The organism is Streptomyces sp. SM18 (genome assembly GCF_002910775.2).
GTDB classification, from domain to species: domain Bacteria; phylum Actinomycetota; class Actinomycetes; order Streptomycetales; family Streptomycetaceae; genus Streptomyces; species Streptomyces halstedii.
The window spans coordinates 974,690-990,323 of the sequence record NZ_CP029342.1; the positions used below are offsets into that span (position 1 = coordinate 974,690).

15 protein-coding genes and 2 tRNA genes are annotated in these 15,634 nt (G+C 72.8%); 6 read left to right on the forward strand and 11 right to left on the reverse strand.

Going from position 1 to position 15,634, the window contains the following annotated elements; genetic code table 11:
- Positions 1-60 precede the first annotated feature (60 nt).
- The 3 genes from B9S64_RS04140 to pgsA are packed head-to-tail and all read right to left on the reverse strand — an operon-like array spanning position 61 to position 2,812.
- Complete coding sequence (locus B9S64_RS04140; RefSeq protein WP_103489318.1) at positions 61-1,224, reverse strand: glycosyltransferase family 4 protein; 1,164 nt, start codon at positions 1,222-1,224, stop codon at positions 61-63.
- Complete coding sequence (locus B9S64_RS04145; RefSeq protein WP_103489319.1) at positions 1,221-2,138, reverse strand: phosphatidylinositol mannoside acyltransferase; 918 nt, start codon at positions 2,136-2,138, stop codon at positions 1,221-1,223. The genes B9S64_RS04140 and B9S64_RS04145 overlap by 4 nt, the downstream gene beginning before the upstream one ends.
- A complete protein-coding gene (pgsA, locus tag B9S64_RS04150; protein ID WP_103489320.1) occupies positions 2,135-2,812 on the reverse strand; it encodes a phosphatidylinositol phosphate synthase in 678 nt (225 codons plus the stop codon). The genes B9S64_RS04145 and pgsA overlap by 4 nt, the downstream gene beginning before the upstream one ends.
- A 387-nt stretch (positions 2,813-3,199) precedes the next feature.
- Between pgsA and B9S64_RS04155 the strand changes: the two genes are divergently transcribed.
- Positions 3,200-4,864, forward strand: a complete 1,665-nt coding sequence (locus B9S64_RS04155; protein WP_103493187.1) for a hypothetical protein — start codon at positions 3,200-3,202, stop codon at positions 4,862-4,864.
- Positions 4,865-4,919: 55 nt separating this feature from the next.
- Here the strand turns inward: B9S64_RS04155 and B9S64_RS04160 are convergent, their stop codons facing one another.
- Positions 4,920-5,477, reverse strand: coding sequence for an HIT domain-containing protein (locus B9S64_RS04160; protein ID WP_103493188.1), 558 nt, complete (start codon positions 5,475-5,477; stop codon positions 4,920-4,922).
- Between the two features lie 66 nt (positions 5,478-5,543).
- Between B9S64_RS04160 and B9S64_RS04165 the strand changes: the two genes are divergently transcribed.
- Positions 5,544-6,221, forward strand: a complete 678-nt coding sequence (locus B9S64_RS04165; RefSeq protein ID WP_103493189.1) for a potassium channel family protein — start codon at positions 5,544-5,546, stop codon at positions 6,219-6,221.
- A 29-nt stretch (positions 6,222-6,250) separates the two neighbouring features.
- Here B9S64_RS04165 and thrS read toward each other — a convergent pair whose 3' ends face one another.
- Positions 6,251-8,227: a threonine--tRNA ligase gene (thrS, locus tag B9S64_RS04170; protein ID WP_103493190.1), complete on the reverse strand. Its 1,977-nt coding sequence runs from the start codon at positions 8,225-8,227 to the stop codon at positions 6,251-6,253.
- A gap of 290 nt (positions 8,228-8,517) precedes the next feature.
- On the opposite strand from thrS, the gene B9S64_RS04175 reads away from it, so the two are divergent.
- Entirely contained in the window at positions 8,518-9,246 is a 729-nt protein-coding gene (locus B9S64_RS04175) for an exonuclease domain-containing protein (protein ID WP_103493191.1), read from the forward strand.
- A gap of 60 nt (positions 9,247-9,306) precedes the next feature.
- Here B9S64_RS04175 and B9S64_RS04180 read toward each other — a convergent pair.
- A tRNA-Val gene (locus B9S64_RS04180) sits at positions 9,307-9,378 on the reverse strand.
- Positions 9,379-9,417: 39 nt separating this feature from the next.
- Positions 9,418-9,864, reverse strand: a complete 447-nt coding sequence (locus B9S64_RS04185; protein ID WP_103493192.1) for an SRPBCC family protein — start codon at positions 9,862-9,864, stop codon at positions 9,418-9,420.
- Between the two features lie 93 nt (positions 9,865-9,957).
- Between B9S64_RS04185 and B9S64_RS04190 the strand changes: the two genes are divergently transcribed.
- Positions 9,958-12,414: an SCO7613 C-terminal domain-containing membrane protein gene (locus B9S64_RS04190; RefSeq protein ID WP_181387617.1), complete on the forward strand. Its 2,457-nt coding sequence runs from the start codon at positions 9,958-9,960 to the stop codon at positions 12,412-12,414.
- Positions 12,415-12,547: 133 nt separating this feature from the next.
- Here B9S64_RS04190 and B9S64_RS04195 read toward each other — a convergent pair.
- Both B9S64_RS04195 and B9S64_RS04200 read right to left on the reverse strand, forming a co-directional pair.
- Positions 12,548-12,619 (reverse strand) — tRNA-Val (locus B9S64_RS04195).
- 54 nt (positions 12,620-12,673) lie between these two features.
- A complete protein-coding gene (locus B9S64_RS04200; protein WP_103491136.1) occupies positions 12,674-13,129 on the reverse strand; it encodes a TIGR02611 family protein in 456 nt (151 codons plus the stop codon).
- Positions 13,130-13,319: 190 nt separating this feature from the next.
- Between B9S64_RS04200 and B9S64_RS04205 the strand changes: the two genes are divergently transcribed.
- Both B9S64_RS04205 and B9S64_RS04210 read left to right on the forward strand, forming a co-directional pair.
- Positions 13,320-13,733 (forward strand): SsgA family sporulation/cell division regulator, encoded by a 414-nt coding sequence (locus B9S64_RS04205; RefSeq protein WP_003959770.1) that lies wholly within the window; start codon positions 13,320-13,322, stop codon positions 13,731-13,733.
- A 326-nt stretch (positions 13,734-14,059) separates the two neighbouring features.
- Positions 14,060-14,617: a CGNR zinc finger domain-containing protein gene (locus tag B9S64_RS04210; protein ID WP_103491453.1), complete on the forward strand. Its 558-nt coding sequence runs from the start codon at positions 14,060-14,062 to the stop codon at positions 14,615-14,617.
- 61 nt (positions 14,618-14,678) lie between these two features.
- Here the strand turns inward: B9S64_RS04210 and B9S64_RS34325 are convergent, their stop codons facing one another.
- Together B9S64_RS34325 and B9S64_RS04215 are read right to left on the reverse strand one after the other, a co-directional pair.
- Positions 14,679-14,834 (reverse strand): hypothetical protein, encoded by a 156-nt coding sequence (locus B9S64_RS34325; protein ID WP_014044863.1) that lies wholly within the window; start codon positions 14,832-14,834, stop codon positions 14,679-14,681.
- 301 nt (positions 14,835-15,135) lie between these two features.
- Entirely contained in the window at positions 15,136-15,594 is a 459-nt protein-coding gene (locus B9S64_RS04215) for a hypothetical protein (RefSeq protein ID WP_103491454.1), read from the reverse strand.
- Positions 15,595-15,634 lie beyond the last annotated feature (40 nt).

Sequence of the window (15,634 nt, forward strand, 5' to 3'; positions counted from 1 at the left end):
CCGGCCCGCCGGGCACACGCCCCTGGTGCCGGGCCGGTCCGCCCGGCGGGCGGGTCGGGCTCAGTCCCGGGCGGTCAGCCCGAAGCGGGAGCGCAGGCCCGGGCGTTCGTCGGTGTCCACGGCGGCGGCGCCGTCCGTCACCGTCTCGTACACCGCGAGGATGTCCGCCCCGACCGTGGACCAGTCGAAGCGGCGTACGTGTGCGCTGCCGCGTGCGCGCAGGCCGTCCCGCCGCTCCGGGTCGCCCAGCAGCCGGATCGCCGCCGTGGCCAGGGCATCGGCGTCCTCGTTGGCGAAGAGGTCCCCGGCGGTGCCGTGGTCCAGCACCTGGGCGAACGCGTCGAGGTCGCTGGCGAGCACGGGGGCGCCCGCCGACAGGGCCTCGACCAGGATGATGCCGAAGCTCTCGCCGCCGGTGTTCGGCGCGACGTACACGTCCACGCTGCGCAGCAGCCGCGCCTTGTCCTCGTCGCTCACCATGCCGAGGAACTCGACGCGTCCGCGCATGGGCTCGGGCAGGGAGGCGACGGCCTCCTCCTCGTCGCCCCTCCCCGCGACCAGCAGCCGGGTCTCCGGGCGGGCGGCGAGGATCGCGGGGAGGGCCTTCATCAGGACGGGCAGCCCCTTACGGGGTTCGTCGATACGGCCTATGAAGCCGAGTGTGCCGCCCTGCCAGGCGGTCTTGGGTTCGGCCCGTGCGAAGAAGTCGACGTCCACGCCGTTGGGGATGACCACCGCGTCCCCGCCGAGGTGCTCCACCAGGGTCCGTCGGGCGTACTCGCTGACCGCGATCCGCGCGCTGATCTTCTCCAGGGCGGGCTGGAGGATCGGGTACGCGGCGATCATCGCCCGGGAACGGGGGTTGGAGGTGTGGAAGGTGGCGACGATCGGTCCGCGCGCCGCCCAGCAGGTCAGCAGGCCGAGCGAGGGCGAGGTCGGTTCGTGGATGTGGATGACGTCGAAGGTGCCGTCGTGCAGCCAGCGCCGTACCCGCGCGGCGGACAGGAACCCGAAGTTGAGCCGGGCGACGGAGCCGTTGTACGGGACGGGGACGGCCCGGCCCGCGGACACCACGTACGGCGGCAGCGGGGTCTCGTCGTCGGCCGGGGCCAGGACGGAGACCTCGTGCCCGAGGCGGATCAGGTGTTCGGCCAGGTCCCTGATGTGGAACTGCACTCCGCCCGGTACGTCCCAGGAGTACGGGCAGACGATGCCGATCTTCACGGCGCTTCCCCTCGGGGTTCCAGGTCGGAGAGCCAGAGCCGCTGGAGCATGTGCCAGTCCTGCGGGTGCTCGGCGATCCCGGCGGCGAAGGCGTCGGCCAGCGCCTGGGTCATGGAGGACGTCTTCTCGGCCCGGGTGCCCGTGGTGGGCACGGGCACCGCCGGGTGGATCCGGGCCCGCATCACGGGTGTGCCGTCGTACCGGAGCGTGACGGGCAGCAGCAGCGCGCCGGTCTGCTGGGCCAGCAGGGCGGGTCCGGCCGGCATCCGGGCGGTGTCGCCGAAGAAGGTCACCTCGACGCCGGACGCGGACAGGTCGCGGTCGGCGACCAGGCAGACCAGGCCGCCGGAGCGCAGCCGCCGGGCCAGCGTGCCGAACGCGGCCCCTCCGCTGTGCGGCAGGACCTCCATGCCGAGGCCCTCGCGGTAGGCCACGAACCGGTCGTACAGGCTCTCCGGCCTGAGCCGCTCGGCGACCGTGGTGAAGGGCACCTTCAGGTCCGTGGTGACCCACGCCCCGGCCAGGTCCCAGTTCCCCAGGTGGGGCAGGGCCAGGACGACGCCCTTGCCGGCGTCGAGCCCGTCGGTGAGCCGCTGGACGCCGTCCACCTCTATCGAGGCCCTGATCCGCTCCGGGGTCCAGGTCGGCAGCCGGAAGGACTCCATCCAGTAGCGCATGTACGAGCGCATCCCGGCCTTGGACAGCTCCGCGAGGCGTGCGGCGTCCGCGTCGGGAACCACCCGGGCGAGGTTCGACTCCAGCCGCAGCACGGACTTCCCGCGCCGCTTCCACACCTGGTCGGCCAGGGTCCGGAAGAGCGCCTGGGCGACCGGTTCGGGCAGGGTCTTCACGGCGCCCCAGCCGAGCCCGTACAGCCCGTCGGTCAGCCGGTCCCTGAGACCGCCGCCGCTCACCGGTCGGCCTCGCTCCCCTGTTCCGCAGTCCCGCCGGCCGCCGCGGCGTCGGCCTCGGCGGACTCGCGGCGCACGGTCACCACGCGCTGGACCAGAGTGACCAGGCTGCCCACCGCCACGATCCACAGGGCGACGGGCAGCAGGACCTGGATGCCGGGCACACCGAAGGCGTGCAGTCCGGCGAATCCGGCGGCCACCAGCGAGATCACCAGCCGCTCGGCGCGCTCCACCAGGCCGTTGACCGCGACCGGCAGTCCGATCGACTCACCGCGGGCCTTGGTGTACGAGACCACCTGGCCGCTGGCGAGGCAGAAGATCGCGACCGCGCACATCACGTTGTCGTCGCCGCGGCCCGCGTACCAGAGCGCGAAGCCCGCGAAGATCGCCCCGTCCGCGACGCGGTCGAGGGTCGAGTCCAGGAACGCGCCCCACCGGCTGGAGATCCCGGCCTGCCGGGCCATGTTGCCGTCGACCAGGTCGGAGAAGACGAAGACGGTGATGACGATCGTGCCCCAGAAGAACTCCCCCATCGGGAAGAAGACCAGCGCTCCTGCCATCACTCCGGCCGTACCGACGAGCGTGACGGCGTCGGGGCTGACCCCGAGCCGGAGCAGCAGAGCGGCGAACGGTGTGAGGACACGCGTAAAAAATGCACGCGCGTACGTGTTCAGCATGGCCTTCCCGAGGTTCGGCGGGCCGTGCGGCCCCTTCGGCCACCGGCGGGCCCATCGTAGTCACGAGCCGTGCCGTCGCACGGCGGGGCACCCCGTCCCCGGCCGGTGCCGTGCGCCGGCCGGGCCCCGGAGCGGGCCGCTCCGGTCCGGCGCGCGCCGCGCCGCCTCGGCGCACCGGCCACCGCCCGGTATCGCCATGGAACGGGATCAACACCTCATAAGACAACAGTCGGGTGGCATTCCCCGCCCGCCCCGCGCCCTCAATCACGGGCGGTGGCACGTTCTGGACGCTACGCTGTTGACCCCAGCTCAGCGGGTGTGCGACATACGGTAGTTGGGAACAGCCGCAGGAGCAGACCGTGCGGGCGAGTGGGGGCGACAGCAGCGATGGACGGATTCGATTTCTCTCCCGGAGCGCAGATCCCGCTTCAGGGTTCGGGCGGGCAGGCGGTGGCGACCAACGCCCTGGCCTCCGCCGCGTACCGCGACAGCGATGTGACGGAGATCCTCAAGGCCAACAGCGAGTGGCACAAGTCCGAGGTGAAGGCCGGCAGCTCCAAGCTGTTCAAGTCCGAGTACTTCAAGCCGAATCTCGGTGAGGCCTTCTGCCGAGCGGTCCAGGACCGCATGCTCGGCGGCGGCCGCGGCGCGCTCATCCAGTCCTTCGGCCTGGATCCGCAGACGGTGGTGGAGCACTGCCTGTCCGCGAGCGGGCTCCGCAGGGCGCGGGACCGCAAGCTCACCCTGGTCACGGTCCTGTTCGGGGTGCTCTTCCTGCCCGGCTTCCTGCTGTGGGTGCTGGTCTTCCGGCTGCGCGACTCCTTCAACAAGTCCAAGGACGTGGCGTTCCGCTCGCTCGGCACGATCCTGCTCCTGGTCGTCGCCGGCCTCGCGGTGGCGTTCCTGGTCGTGATGCCGCTCACCGGGCTCATCGCGCTCTACCTGCGTGCCGCGGTCGTCGCCCCGGTCCTCGGCTGGCTGCTCGCCAAACGGATCGCCGAGTCGTCCGCGAAGGACATGCGGGTCCGCTGGGAAGGTCTGCTGAGCGGCTCCGGGGTCATCGCCAAGATCCCGGAGGCGGCCCCGAAGAACCCGAACGAGACGGCCCGGGAGGCCCTGCGCCAGGGCCTGGAGAAGCTCTCCGCCGAGCAGCAGTCCAACTCGGTGTTCTACGCCGGGCCCAAGGGCATCCTCGGCATGGGCACCCGCTGGGGCAGCTGGCAGCTCGCCGAGGAGCTGGTCTCCGCGGACCCGGCCAAGGAGATCCACCAGTTCCGCAGCTGGGACGTGGTCCGGGCCATCCACGACCAGCTCAAGCTGCTGGAGCGCGGCCCGCTGAACACCGGCGGCTTCACCGCACCGTCCGTGAAGCACTGGATCGTCTCGCCCGTCGGGGAGGACGCCGGGTCCGTCTCACGCCCCGAGGGCGAGGACGTCGCCACCTTCCAGATCAAGCCCCACGAGATCCAGCGGATCTGCAACCACCAGCAGTTCGGCAGCGGCGACCGGCACTATCTGGGCGTGCAGTTCACCCTCTGGGAGGGCCAGCTCGTCCTCACCATGCTGATCACCGTCACCGTGCTCCACGAGACCCTGCGCATCGAGGTCACGGGCCACGCGCTCGGCCCGGTCCACCCGCTCTTCCTGACCAAGCCGGCCGGCCGGACCAAGACGGTCAAGAAGGCGGTGCGGTTCTGGGAGACCCGGAGCATCTCGCTCCCCCTGGTCAAGGCGGAGGAGGTCGTCAGGCTCGCCCTGCGCGCGCCGCTGACCTGGTATCCGCCGCTGCTGGAGTACTTCGGCGGGAAGATAGTGCTTCCGGAGCCCTTCGGCCTGCGCCACGCCTGGGCCGCCAAACCCTGGGGGCACCGCTTCATGGCCGACGACGCCATGCGGACGGCCGCTCCGGTCCTGCGGGTCGTGCACTCCGCGGCGATGCAGGTCCTCAAGGAGCACGGCGTGGACACCGAGCGCTTCAACAGCCGCTCCATGGCCCTCAGCGGCGCGGTCCAGGAGGCGGCCCCGAAGAAGGCCGACGTCTACGACGCCTGACGGACGCGACGGGGTGCCCTCCCGGGGCACCCCGCACACCGTGCCGGACGGCCGGTCACACGGGCCACACCCCGGCCAGCATCGTCCTGGTGTCCCCCAGCAGTTGCGGCAGCACCTTGGTGTGCCCGACCACCGGCATGAAGTTGGTGTCCCCGCCCCAGCGCGGCACCACGTGCTGGTGCAGATGGGCGGCGATCCCGGCACCGGCGGACTCGCCCTGGTTCATCCCGATGTTGAAGCCGTGCGCCCCGGACGCCGCCCTCAGCGCCACCATGGCACGCTTGGTGAAGTCGGCCAGCTCCACGGTCTCCTGACCGTCCAGGTCCGTGTAGTCGGCGACGTGCCGGTAGGGCACCACCATCAGGTGGCCGCCGTTGTACGGGTAGAGGTTCAGCACGGCGTACACCCTCTCACCGCGCGCGACGACGAGCCCGTCCTCGTCCGACTTCGACGGGATCACACAGAACGGACAGCCGTCCCCGGCGTCCGGACCGCTCGGCTTGTTCTCACCCTGGATGTAGGCCATCCGGTGGGGCGTCCACAGGCGCTGGAACGCGTCGGGCGTCCCCACTCCGATCTGCTGTTCCGGCTCACTCGTCATGCCCGTCAGCATATGGCTTCGCCCAGGCCGCGCGTGTCGCCGGGGCCGCCCACGGCGGCGCACCGCGATGCTGGCGCCATGAGCGACCGCGCGACCGTCCCCGCCCCCCGCCGGCTCACGCGGTGGGAGCACCGTACGGACGTACCGCTGCTCGTCGCCTCCCTGCTCTACCTCGCCGGGTACGCGGTCCGCGTCCTGGTCCCGCCACACACCGAGCCCTGGGACGATGCCGCCCTCGCCGTGGTCGGCGCCACCTGGTTCCTGTTCGCCCTGGACTACGGCGTACGGCTCCGCCTCAGCGGCCTGGGCCGGCGCTTCGTCCGCGTCCACTGGCTGGACACCCTGGTCCTCCTGCTGCCGCCGCTGCGCCCGCTGCGCGTGGTCCAGCTCCTCACCCGCGTCCAGCTGCACCGGGAGCGGCCCCGGCTCAGTCTGTACGGGCGGGTCATGGCGTACGCGGGCACCTCTGCGCTCGTGCTGGGCTTCACCGCGTCGCTCGCCGTCTACCAGCAGGAGCGGGACGCCCCGGGCGCCACGATCCGTACGTTCGGCGACGCGGTGTGGTGGGCGTGCGCGACGCTCACCACGGTGGGGTACGGCGACGTGGTGCCGGTGACGCCGCTGGGGCGGGTGATCGCGGCGGCGCTGATGGCGTGCGGGCTGGCGCTGCTGGGCGCGGTGACGGGGTCGTTCTCGTCGTGGCTGGTCCAGAGGTTCGCCCGGCAGGACGACACGGGGCCCCCGGAGAGCCGGTAGCTCTCCGGGGGCCCCGCGCACGACGCGGATCAGACCTGTACGCGACGCTCCACCAGGTCCACCAGCTTGGCGATGGCCTCGTCGCGGGGGATGCCGTTCTCCTGCGAGCCGTCGCGGTGGCGGAAGGAGACCGTGCCCGCGTTCATGTCGTCGTCACCGACGATGACCATGAACGGGACCTTGGCCTTCTGGTGGTTCCTGATCTTCTTCTGCATCCGGTCCGAGGAGGCGTCCACCTCGACGCGCAGGCCCTTCTTCCGCGCCTCGGCGGCGAACTCCTGGAGGTAGGGGATGTGCGTGTCACCGATCGGGATGCCGACGGCCTGGACCGGGGCCAGCCACACCGGGAAGGCGCCCGCGTAGTGCTCCAGGAGCACCGCGAAGAAGCGCTCGATGGAGCCGAACAGCGCGCGGTGGATCATGACTGGGCGCTGCTTGGTGCCGTCCGGGCCGGTGTACTCCAGGTCGAAGCGGTCCGGCAGGTTGAAGTCGAGCTGCACGGTCGACATCTGCCAGGTGCGGCCGATGGCGTCCTTGCACTGCACCGAGATCTTCGGGCCGTAGAAGGCGGCGCCGCCCGGGTCCGGGACCAGCGGGAGGCCCTGCTTCTCGGCGACCTGGCGCAGCGTCTCGGTGGCCTCGTCCCAGGCCTCGTCCGAGCCGACGAACTTCTCCGGGTCCTTGGTGGACAGCTCCAGGTAGAAGTCGGTCAGCCCGTAGTCGCGCAGGAGGTTCAGGACGAAGGTGAGCGTCCGGTCCAGCTCCTCGGCCATCTGCTCGCGGGTGCAGTAGATGTGCGCGTCGTCCTGGGTGAAGCCGCGCGAGCGGGTCAGGCCGTGCACGACGCCGGACTTCTCGTACCGGTAGACGGTGCCGAACTCGAAGAGGCGCAGCGGGAGTTCACGGTAGGAGCGGCCGCGCGCGTCGAAGATCAGGTTGTGCATCGGGCAGTTCATCGGCTTGAGGTAGTAGTCCACCCCGTCGTCGAGCTGCATGGGCGGGTACATGCCGTCGGCGTACCAGTCCAGGTGGCCGGACTTCTCGAAGAGCTTGCCCTTGGTGGCGTGGGGGCTGTAGACGAACTCGTACCCCTCCTCCTCGTGGCGGCGCCGCGAGTAGTCCTCCATGGCCCGGCGGACGACGCCGCCCTTGGGGTGGAAGACGGCGAGGCCGGGGCCGATCTCGTCCGGGAAGGAGAAGAGGTCCAGCTCGTTGCCGAGCTTGCGGTGGTCGCGCTTGGCGGCCTCCTCCAGGAACTCCAGGTGCGCCTTGAGCTGGTCCTTGGTGGGCCAGGCGGTGCCGTAGATGCGCTGGAGCATCGGGTTCTTCTCGCTGCCCCGCCAGTACGCGGCCGCGTTCCGCATCAGCTTGAACGCGGGGATGAAGCGGGTGGTGGGCAGGTGCGGGCCCCGGCAGAGGTCCTTCCAGCACAGCTCGCCGGTCTTGGGGTCGAGGTTGTCGTAGATGGTCAGCTCGCCGCCGCCCACCTCGACGTCCGCGCCGTCGTCCGAGGACGCGGAGCCCTTGATGCCGATGAGCTCCAGCTTGTACGGCTCGTCGGCCAGCTCCTCGCGGGCGGCCTCGTCGGTGACGACGCGGCGGGAGAAGCGCTGGCCGCGCTTCTGGATCTCCTGCATCTTCTTCTCGACGGCCCTGAGGTCCTCGGGCGTGAACGGCTTCTCGACGTCGAAGTCGTAGTAGAAGCCGTCCTTGACCGGCGGGCCGATGCCCAGCTTGGCCTCGGGGAAGAGCTCCTGCACGGCCTGGGCCATCACATGCGCGGTGGAGTGCCGCAGGATGTCCAGGCCGTCCTCGGAGGTGATCTCGACGGGCTCGACGACCTCGCCGTCCCTGAGCGCGTACGCGAGGTCCCGCAGCTCGCCGTCGACCCGGGCGGCCACGACGGTGCGCTGTCCGGGGAAGAGTTCGGCGGCCGTCGTGCCCGTCGTCACCACGTGCTCTTCCCGCTCGGAATCGCGTTGGATGATCACACGGACGTCTGACACCGGTCTCTCCTGACTGAGGGGGTGCGCCGCCTGTCGCGGACGCAAGGGGAATCGTACCGAGCGACGGGCCCCGGACGCGAAAGGGTTGTCCGGCGGGGCCGCCCGGTGGTCACGGACGGTACGCGCCAGGGGCGGTCCGGAGCGGGGCCGGGGCGGTCCGGCCGCCGGTGCCCGGCCGCCTCGGGCACGGACGCGGCCGCCTGGACGGGTACCGGGCGGGGCGTCCGGGTATCTATCACGGAACCGAGAGGAATGCCGTCATCTGCCGCCCAGGGGCGAGGAGTTCGGTGATGATGCACTGGTTCGACGGCCCACTGGCCGCTTTGGACACCCAGACGACGGGCCCGGACGCGGAGGAGGACCGGATCGTGTCGGCCGCCCTCGTCCTCCAGGACGCCGCCGGCGGACGCTTCCGGGTCACCCGCTGGCTGGTCAGCCCGGGGATACCGGTGCCCGGCCGGGCGACGGAGGTACACGGGCTGACCGAGGACCATCTCCAGCGCAACGGCCGGTGGCCCGCGCCGGTGATGGAGGAGCTGGGCCGGGCGCTGGCCGAGCAGTGCGTGACGCGCCGGCCGGTCGTGGTGACGGACGCGCCGTTCGGCCTGACGCTGCTGGACCGTGAGCTCAGGCGGCACCGGGCGTCGTCGCTCGCCGGGTATCTGGGCGACACCCCGCTGTGTGTGCTGGACCCGCGGGTCCTGGACAGGCATCTGGACCGCCACCGCGAGGGGCCCCGCGCCCTGGGCGATCTGTGCGCGCTGTACGGGGTGGAGCTGGAGAGCGCGCACGACGCCGCGGCCGACGCGGCGGCGGCGCTGGAGCTGGTGCGCGCGCTGGGCCACCGGTACGCGGGCCGGCTGGAGCAGCTGAGTCCGCCGGAGCTGCACGCCTTGCAGGAGGAGTGGCACGCGGCGCAGGCCCGGGGCCCCCAGGCGTGGTTCGACACGGGCGGCGGCTCCCCGCAACCGGTCGATCCCGCGTGGCCGTTGCGGCCGGTGCTGCCCGCCGCCGCCTGAGGTGGCGGGAACGCGAGAGCCGGTCCGTCGGTGGTGCTGACGGACCGGCTCTTCCCGGGGTGGGCGATACTGGGTTCGAACCAGTGACCTCTTCGGTGTGAACGAAGCGCTCTCCCACTGAGCTAATCGCCCGGGAACGGGTTGAACCATACAGGGCCCGGCGGGCTGTGTTCAAACCGCTCGGAGCCACGCGGCCAGCCCGCGGCGTCCGGCCCGCATCATCAGGGCGTGGTTGGCGCGGAAGAAGGGGCGTCCGGGGACGGCCAGCCGGCGCAGCGGCGCGGCCCGCACATGGACCTCCTGCTCGTAGACGACCCGGCTGCCGCCGCCGTGCGGGGTGACGGTCCAGCGGGCCCAGCCGTCGAGATCGCCGCTCAGGGCGGCCTCCAGGACGCGCGCGGCGGGGTCGTGCCGCCTCTGACGGAGTGTCAGGACGAGGTCGTACGGGAGGACGGAGCGGAAGCGCGCCGTCGCGGTGGTGTCGTCGACGCGGGCGATCTCGCGGACCTGGGGCCACCAACGCGGGTAGTCCTCGGCCTGTTCGAGCGCGGCGTAGACGGCGCCGGGCGGCGCGGGGATGTCCCAGACGGTGCGGAAGCGGTAGTGGTTCCAGTCCATGGTCCCAGTGTGCGCGTGACGGGGCCTACTCAGCCGTGGAACTGAGTAGCCGAGCGCATGTACGCGCCGGTGTCCGCCGCGACACTCCGGTACATGGAACATGTGCCGCCGCCCGCCGAGGAATTGGCGCTCCTCGACCGTGAACTGGTCCGGCTGGACGCCCGCCGGACCCAGTTGCTCCACCGCCGCGCCTGGCTGCTGACCGTGGTGCGGCCGCCGGCCGCTCCGCCGCCGTTCGCGCCGCCCGGTGCCCGTCCGCCGGCCGCCCCCTCCGTCTGGGGTCCTCCGCCCGCGGGCGCGCCCGCCGCGTCCGTCTCCGGCGCGAGGGGTGCGCAGAACGTGCTGCTGGTCCTGGGCGGCCTGCTGCTGGCGGTCGCCGCGATCGCCTTCACCCTGCTGAGCTGGGGCGAGATGGGGATCGCGGGCCGCTCGGCGGTGCTGGCGGCGGTGACGGCCGGTGCGCTGGCGGCGCCCGCCGCGCTGCTGCGCCGGGGGCTGTCCTCGACGGCGGAGGCGCTGGCCGCGCCGGCGCTGGTGCTGACGGTGCTGGACGCGTACGCGCTGCACGCGGTGGCGCTGCCCGGTGCGGACGGCGCCGGGTACGCGGCGGCCGCCTCTGTGGTCCTCGCCTCGCTGTGGGCGGCGTACGGGCTGTCGCTGCGGCGGCTGAGGGTCCCGCTGCCCGCCGCGGTGACGGCGGCGCAGTTCCCGCTGGTGCTGTGGGCCTGGTCCGCGGGGGCGCCGGCGGTGGTCTTCGGGTGGGCGCTGCTGGTGACGGCGGCGGCGGACGCCGTGGTGGCCTCGCGGTGCGGGGGTCTCGCGGTGCGGGTCACGGCCTGGTCCTGGGCGGCGGCGACCGGGGCGGTGGCGCTGCTGATCGGCCTGACGGCGTCCCTGTCGGCGGACGGCGCGCTCTCCGCCGTGGGTCCGGCGGCGCTGCTGCTGGCCGGTGCGGTGGCGGTGGCCGCCGCCGGGTGGCGGGCCCCGGGTGAGTGGGCCGTGGCCGCGGGTGCGGTGGCGGGCGCCACGGCGGTGGTCGCGGTGGGCGGGGTGCCGCGAGCGGCCGTCCCGTGGAGCTGGGCGGTCGTGGTGTATCTGCTGTGCGCGGCGGCGCTGTCGGCGGTGGAACGGCTGCGGGCCGTGCCGCGTGGGGTGGTCCGGGGTGCGCTGGGGGCGTCGGCCGCGGTGGCGGCGGGTGCGGTGCTGCTGGTGCTGCCCGTCGTGGCATCCGCGCTGCTGGGCCCGGTGGCTCTGCCGGCCGGGGTGTGGTCCGGGGCGCCGGAGGGGGTGCGGGAGGCGCTGGGCGCGTCGATGCCGTGGCGTGACGTGGCGCCCGCGCCGGTGGTGCCGCTGGTGGTCGCGGCGCTCCTGGGTGCCCGGTACGCGGCACGGCCCCGGACGGCCGGGCCCGTGCCGGGGTGGTGGGCGGCCGCCGGTGCGGGATCGCTGGGCCTGGGCTGGGCGGCGGTGCCGGTGCTGCTCGCGGTGGCGGACGCGCCGTACGCGGTGGCGGTCGCGGTGGACGTGGCGGTGGTGGCGGGCCTGCTGGCGGTGGCGGTGCGCCGGGCGCCCGACGGCCCGATGTGGACGGCGCTGGGCTGTGCCCTCGCCGGGGCGGTGGGCGCGGGGCTGCTCGCCCTGGCCTCGGAGCCCGCCACGTACGCGGTGTCGGGCGCGCTGGTGGTCCTGTTCGGGTGGGCCGCGACCGTGTCGCGGGTGGTCGCGGTCCGGTCGCTCGCGGCCGTCGCCTCGGTGCTGTGCGCGCTCGTGGTGCCCGTGGCGGCGGGGGTGTCGCTGGAGTGGAGCGCGCCCCGGGCCGCCCTGGTCGTCCTGGTCGTCCCGGCGGTGACGGTGGCGCTCGGGGTGCGGACCGGGCCACCGGTGGTCCCGCTCGCGGTGTCGGTGTCGCTGGAGGGCGCGGGGGCGTTCGGCGCGCTGGTGGCGGTGGGCATGTCGGTGGCGGACGCGCCGCACCTGGCACTGGTGCTGGCGTCCTGCGGCGTCCTGGCGGCGACGACCGCGCTGCGGCCGGAGCGCCGGCCCGGTGCGGGGTACCTGGCGGCGGGGCTGCTCGTGGCCGCGGCCTGGGTGCGGCTGGCGGCTTCCGGGGTGCCGGACGTGGAGGCGTACACCCTGCCGCTCTCGGTGGTCGCCTGCGCCGTCGGGTTCCTGCGGAGCCGTACGGACCCGGCGCTGTCCTCGTGGGCGGCCTACGGTCCCGGGATCGCCCTGACGCTGGTGCCGAGCCTCCTGGTGGCGTGGGGCGACACGCAGTGGCCGCGCCCGCTGCTGCTGGGGGTGGCGGCCCTCGCGGTGACGCTGCTCGGGGCCGCGCGCCGGCTCCAGGCGCCCCTGGTCCTGGGCGGCACGGTGCTGGCGCTGGACGCGCTGCACGAGCTGGCCCCGCAGGTGGCACAGGTGTTCGCGGCACTCCCCCGCTGGGCCTTCCCGGCGCTCGCCGGACTGCTGCTGCTGACGATCGGCGCGACGTACGAGCAGCGGTTGCGTGACGCGCGCCGGGTACGGAGGTCGCTCGGCCGGATGCGGTAGGCCACGGCTGGTCCGGGGCCGCTCGCGAGGGCGGCCCGGGGCCCGGACCGGACCAGGCGAAGAAGGGCGCGCGGGCGTCATGGAAACGCCGAGGGCCGGAAGCTTCGGTGAAGCTTCCGGCCCTCGGTAGGGGTGGGCGATACTGGGTTCGAACCAGTGACCTCTTCGGTGTGAACGAAGCGCTCTCCCACTGAGCTAATCGCCCCCGCGCACCGCACACATTACCCCATGTCAGCGGTGCTCCCGGACCGTCTCCGGGTCACCGGTCGATCTTCCACGGCATGACGATGCCGAAGTTCCACACGTAGATCCCCACCAGCACCGCGATGATCACGAGCCCCACGGTGGTGAGGATGACGTTGCGGCGGCGCACCTTGGGGTCGAGGGCGCGCTGGGTGGCCGCGGTGACCTTGCGCTTCGTCCAGCGCAGGACGAGCTGCGCCCAGACGAACTCGGTCGCCCAGATCGCCATGCCGCCGAAGATCACCAGCCAGCCCGGTCCGGGCAGCGGGAGCATCACGATGCCGGCGGCCACGACCGCGAGGCCGACGACGAAGATCCCGGCCTGCCAGCTCAGGTGCAGCACCCGGGACGACCGGATGTACGCGGGCGCCCGCGACCCCAGCTCCCGCTCCGCCGTCCGCCCGTCCACCGCCGAGGAGCCCGACGCCACCGACGCGGTCGCCCTGCCCTCCTCGTCACTCTCCGCGTTCATGCTGACCAACCTACCGGAACGGTCTCCGTCACCGGAATGGACGCATGACGCAAAGTTACACACCGCTGGACGAGGGAGTCGAAGCATCACAAATAGGTCAGAGGGGTTTACATCGGCACCGTAGGTGGCATGTCGATTTCGCCGACGTGCGAATCCCCGAGCGCACACTGAGCGAAAGGCCCTGGCGCTTATGAACACCACGGTCAGCTGCGAGCTGCACCTGCGCCTCGTTGTGTCGAGCGAGTCCTCACTGCCTGTTCCCGCGGGCCTGCGGTATGACACGGCCGATCCCTATGCCGTGCACGCCACCTTCCACACCGGAGCGGAGGAGACGGTCGAGTGGGTTTTCGCCCGCGACCTCCTCGCCGAGGGGCTGCATCGGCCCACCGGCACCGGAGACGTCCGCGTCTGGCCTTCACGGAGTCACGGCCAAGGCGTCGTCTGTATCGCGCTGAGCTCCCCGGAGGGCGAAGCACTGCTGGAAGCCCCGGCGAGGGCCCTGGAGTCGTTCCTGAAGAGGACCGACGCCGCGGTCCCACCCGGCACCGAGCATCGTCACTTCGACCTCGATACGGAGCTCTCACACATCCTGGCCGAGAGCTGAGCCAGGCCGAGAGCTGCGGGACGCCGTCCGACTCGGGGAGACGGCGTCGCGCGGACAACCTCATACGGCGGACACCGGTGCCGTCGCCGCGGAAGCCACCGCGGCGGCGGCACCGGCGCGTCCGGGGGCGCCGCCCGCCCGCGTCCCGCGCACACGGGCGCCCGGACGGCCCTCGCGGGCGCCTGGAGGGCCGGCGGTGCTTTCCGGACGGAGTTTGACCGCCACGCCGCCGCCGGGCCCGCACCGGGCCCTGAGGGGCTCCGGGGAGCCAGTAGAGTCATCCGCCATCGGCGGGCGCCCGCCCGCCGGAGGCCAGGGAGCGAAGCGTGCTGATCCCACACGACACCCGGATCGCCCTCGACACGGTGGTGGAGCTGGTGAACACGGCGCCGGAGGGCGAGCACGGCGACGGCCTCCCGGACACCGAGGCGCTCCACCTCTTCGCCGAGCGGCACCACATCAGCGGCGTCGGCGTGCTCACCGGGAAGGACCTCACCGCGGTGCACGAGGTGCGCGACCGGTTCGCCGAGATATTCGCCGCGACGGACGCCCCCGTCGCCGCCGCGCTGGTCAACCGGCTCGTGGCCGCCGCGGGCACCACGCCGCAGCTCACGAACCACGACGGTTACGACTGGCACGTGCACTACTTCGCGCCGGACGCCTCGCTCGCGGACCACCTCGCGGCGGACTGCGGCATGGCGCTGGCCTTCATCGTCGTGGCCGGCGAGCAGGAGAGGCTACGGCGCTGCGAGGCCCCGGACTGCCGGCACGCGTTCGTCGACCTCTCCCGGAACCGTTCGCGCCGCTACTGCTCCAGCCGCACCTGCGGTAACCGGCTCCACGTCGCCGCGTACCGGGCCCGCCGCCGGGAAGCGGCTCGCTGACCGCGGTACCGGGCCCGCGTGCCCGCTCGCCGCGGGAACCCACGGGCCTCCGCGCGCCCGCTCACAGCAGGAAGAGGTCGTGCAGCGCGGCCATCAGCAGCAGGCTTCCGACCACCGTCAGGAAGATCATCAGCGGCGGCTGGGACAGCGCGAAGAGGCAGCCGCGCGGCTCTTCGGCAGGGGGTGCGGGGGCCTCGCCCCGGAATGTGTCCACCATCTCGGAACGATCATGACGCAGGCGGACCCCTGGTCATGGCCAACATCGGTCCCTGGGCGGTGAGTTCACTCTCTCCAGGCGGTGTAGATTCGCTCCGGCGTCGGGAAGTCGATCATGTTTCCGGCCGGTGGACCAAGGGGTGAGACGCCCGGCCCCTCACGGGGCGGCGCGGACGACCGGTCCGGGCCGGCGCACCCCACGGCGGTGGCGCCGGACACTGCCCCGGCCGCCATGAAACGGCGCGCTCCTTCACGCGGGCCGCCATGAAACGGCGTACTCCTTCACGCGCCCCGGAGCCGTGTCAGATGCCGTGCTTCTTGAGGATCGCCTCGATGTCGCTGAAGTCCTCCCCGCCCGCCGCGGTCTCCTTCTTCCTGGCCCCACCCCGCGGCCGGGTGTCCGCCGCCGGGTTACCGCTCGTGAGGGCCGGGGACGAGGAGCCCGGGGCGACGGCCGTCTCCGAGGAGGCCGCCCGCGCGGCCTTGCGCTCCTCACGGGTGGTGCCGCTTCTGCGTTCGACGGCACGGGTCGTCATGAACAGCAGCCAGGCGAGCGCCAGCAGCCCGAAGCCCGCCCACACCGTCGGCTTGAAGACGATGCCGGAGACCCAGGCGACGACACCGGTCATCACCAGCCCGACCGGCACCAGCGAGTAGGCCGCGATCCGGGTCGCCGCCAGGAAACGCTTGCGGTACGCGGTGATCGCGGCGATGCCCAGGCCGGCCGCCGACACCGCGGAACAGATGGTCTCGGCAAGCATCAGGCCTCCAGTGGATCGGGAACGTCCCTTCCATCCTGCA

Coding starts and splice junctions, on each gene's coding strand:
- B9S64_RS04200 (WP_103491136.1), bottom strand. CDS start 13,129: ATGAACGCGGAGAGTGACGAGGAGGGCAGGGCGACCGCGTCGGTGGCG.
- pgsA (WP_103489320.1), bottom strand. CDS start 2,812: ATGCTGAACACGTACGCGCGTGCATTTTTTACGCGTGTCCTCACACCG.
- B9S64_RS04215 (WP_103491454.1), bottom strand. CDS start 15,594: ATGCTTGCCGAGACCATCTGTTCCGCGGTGTCGGCGGCCGGCCTGGGC.
- B9S64_RS04160 (WP_103493188.1), bottom strand. CDS start 5,477: ATGCTGACGGGCATGACGAGTGAGCCGGAACAGCAGATCGGAGTGGGG.
- B9S64_RS04155 (WP_103493187.1), top strand. CDS start 3,200: ATGGACGGATTCGATTTCTCTCCCGGAGCGCAGATCCCGCTTCAGGGT.
- B9S64_RS04185 (WP_103493192.1), bottom strand. CDS start 9,864: ATGGACTGGAACCACTACCGCTTCCGCACCGTCTGGGACATCCCCGCG.
- B9S64_RS04175 (WP_103493191.1), top strand. CDS start 8,518: ATGATGCACTGGTTCGACGGCCCACTGGCCGCTTTGGACACCCAGACG.
- B9S64_RS34325 (WP_014044863.1), bottom strand. CDS start 14,834: ATGGTGGACACATTCCGGGGCGAGGCCCCCGCACCCCCTGCCGAAGAG.
- B9S64_RS04165 (WP_103493189.1), top strand. CDS start 5,544: ATGAGCGACCGCGCGACCGTCCCCGCCCCCCGCCGGCTCACGCGGTGG.
- B9S64_RS04190 (WP_181387617.1), top strand. CDS start 9,958: ATGGAACATGTGCCGCCGCCCGCCGAGGAATTGGCGCTCCTCGACCGT.
- B9S64_RS04205 (WP_003959770.1), top strand. CDS start 13,320: ATGAACACCACGGTCAGCTGCGAGCTGCACCTGCGCCTCGTTGTGTCG.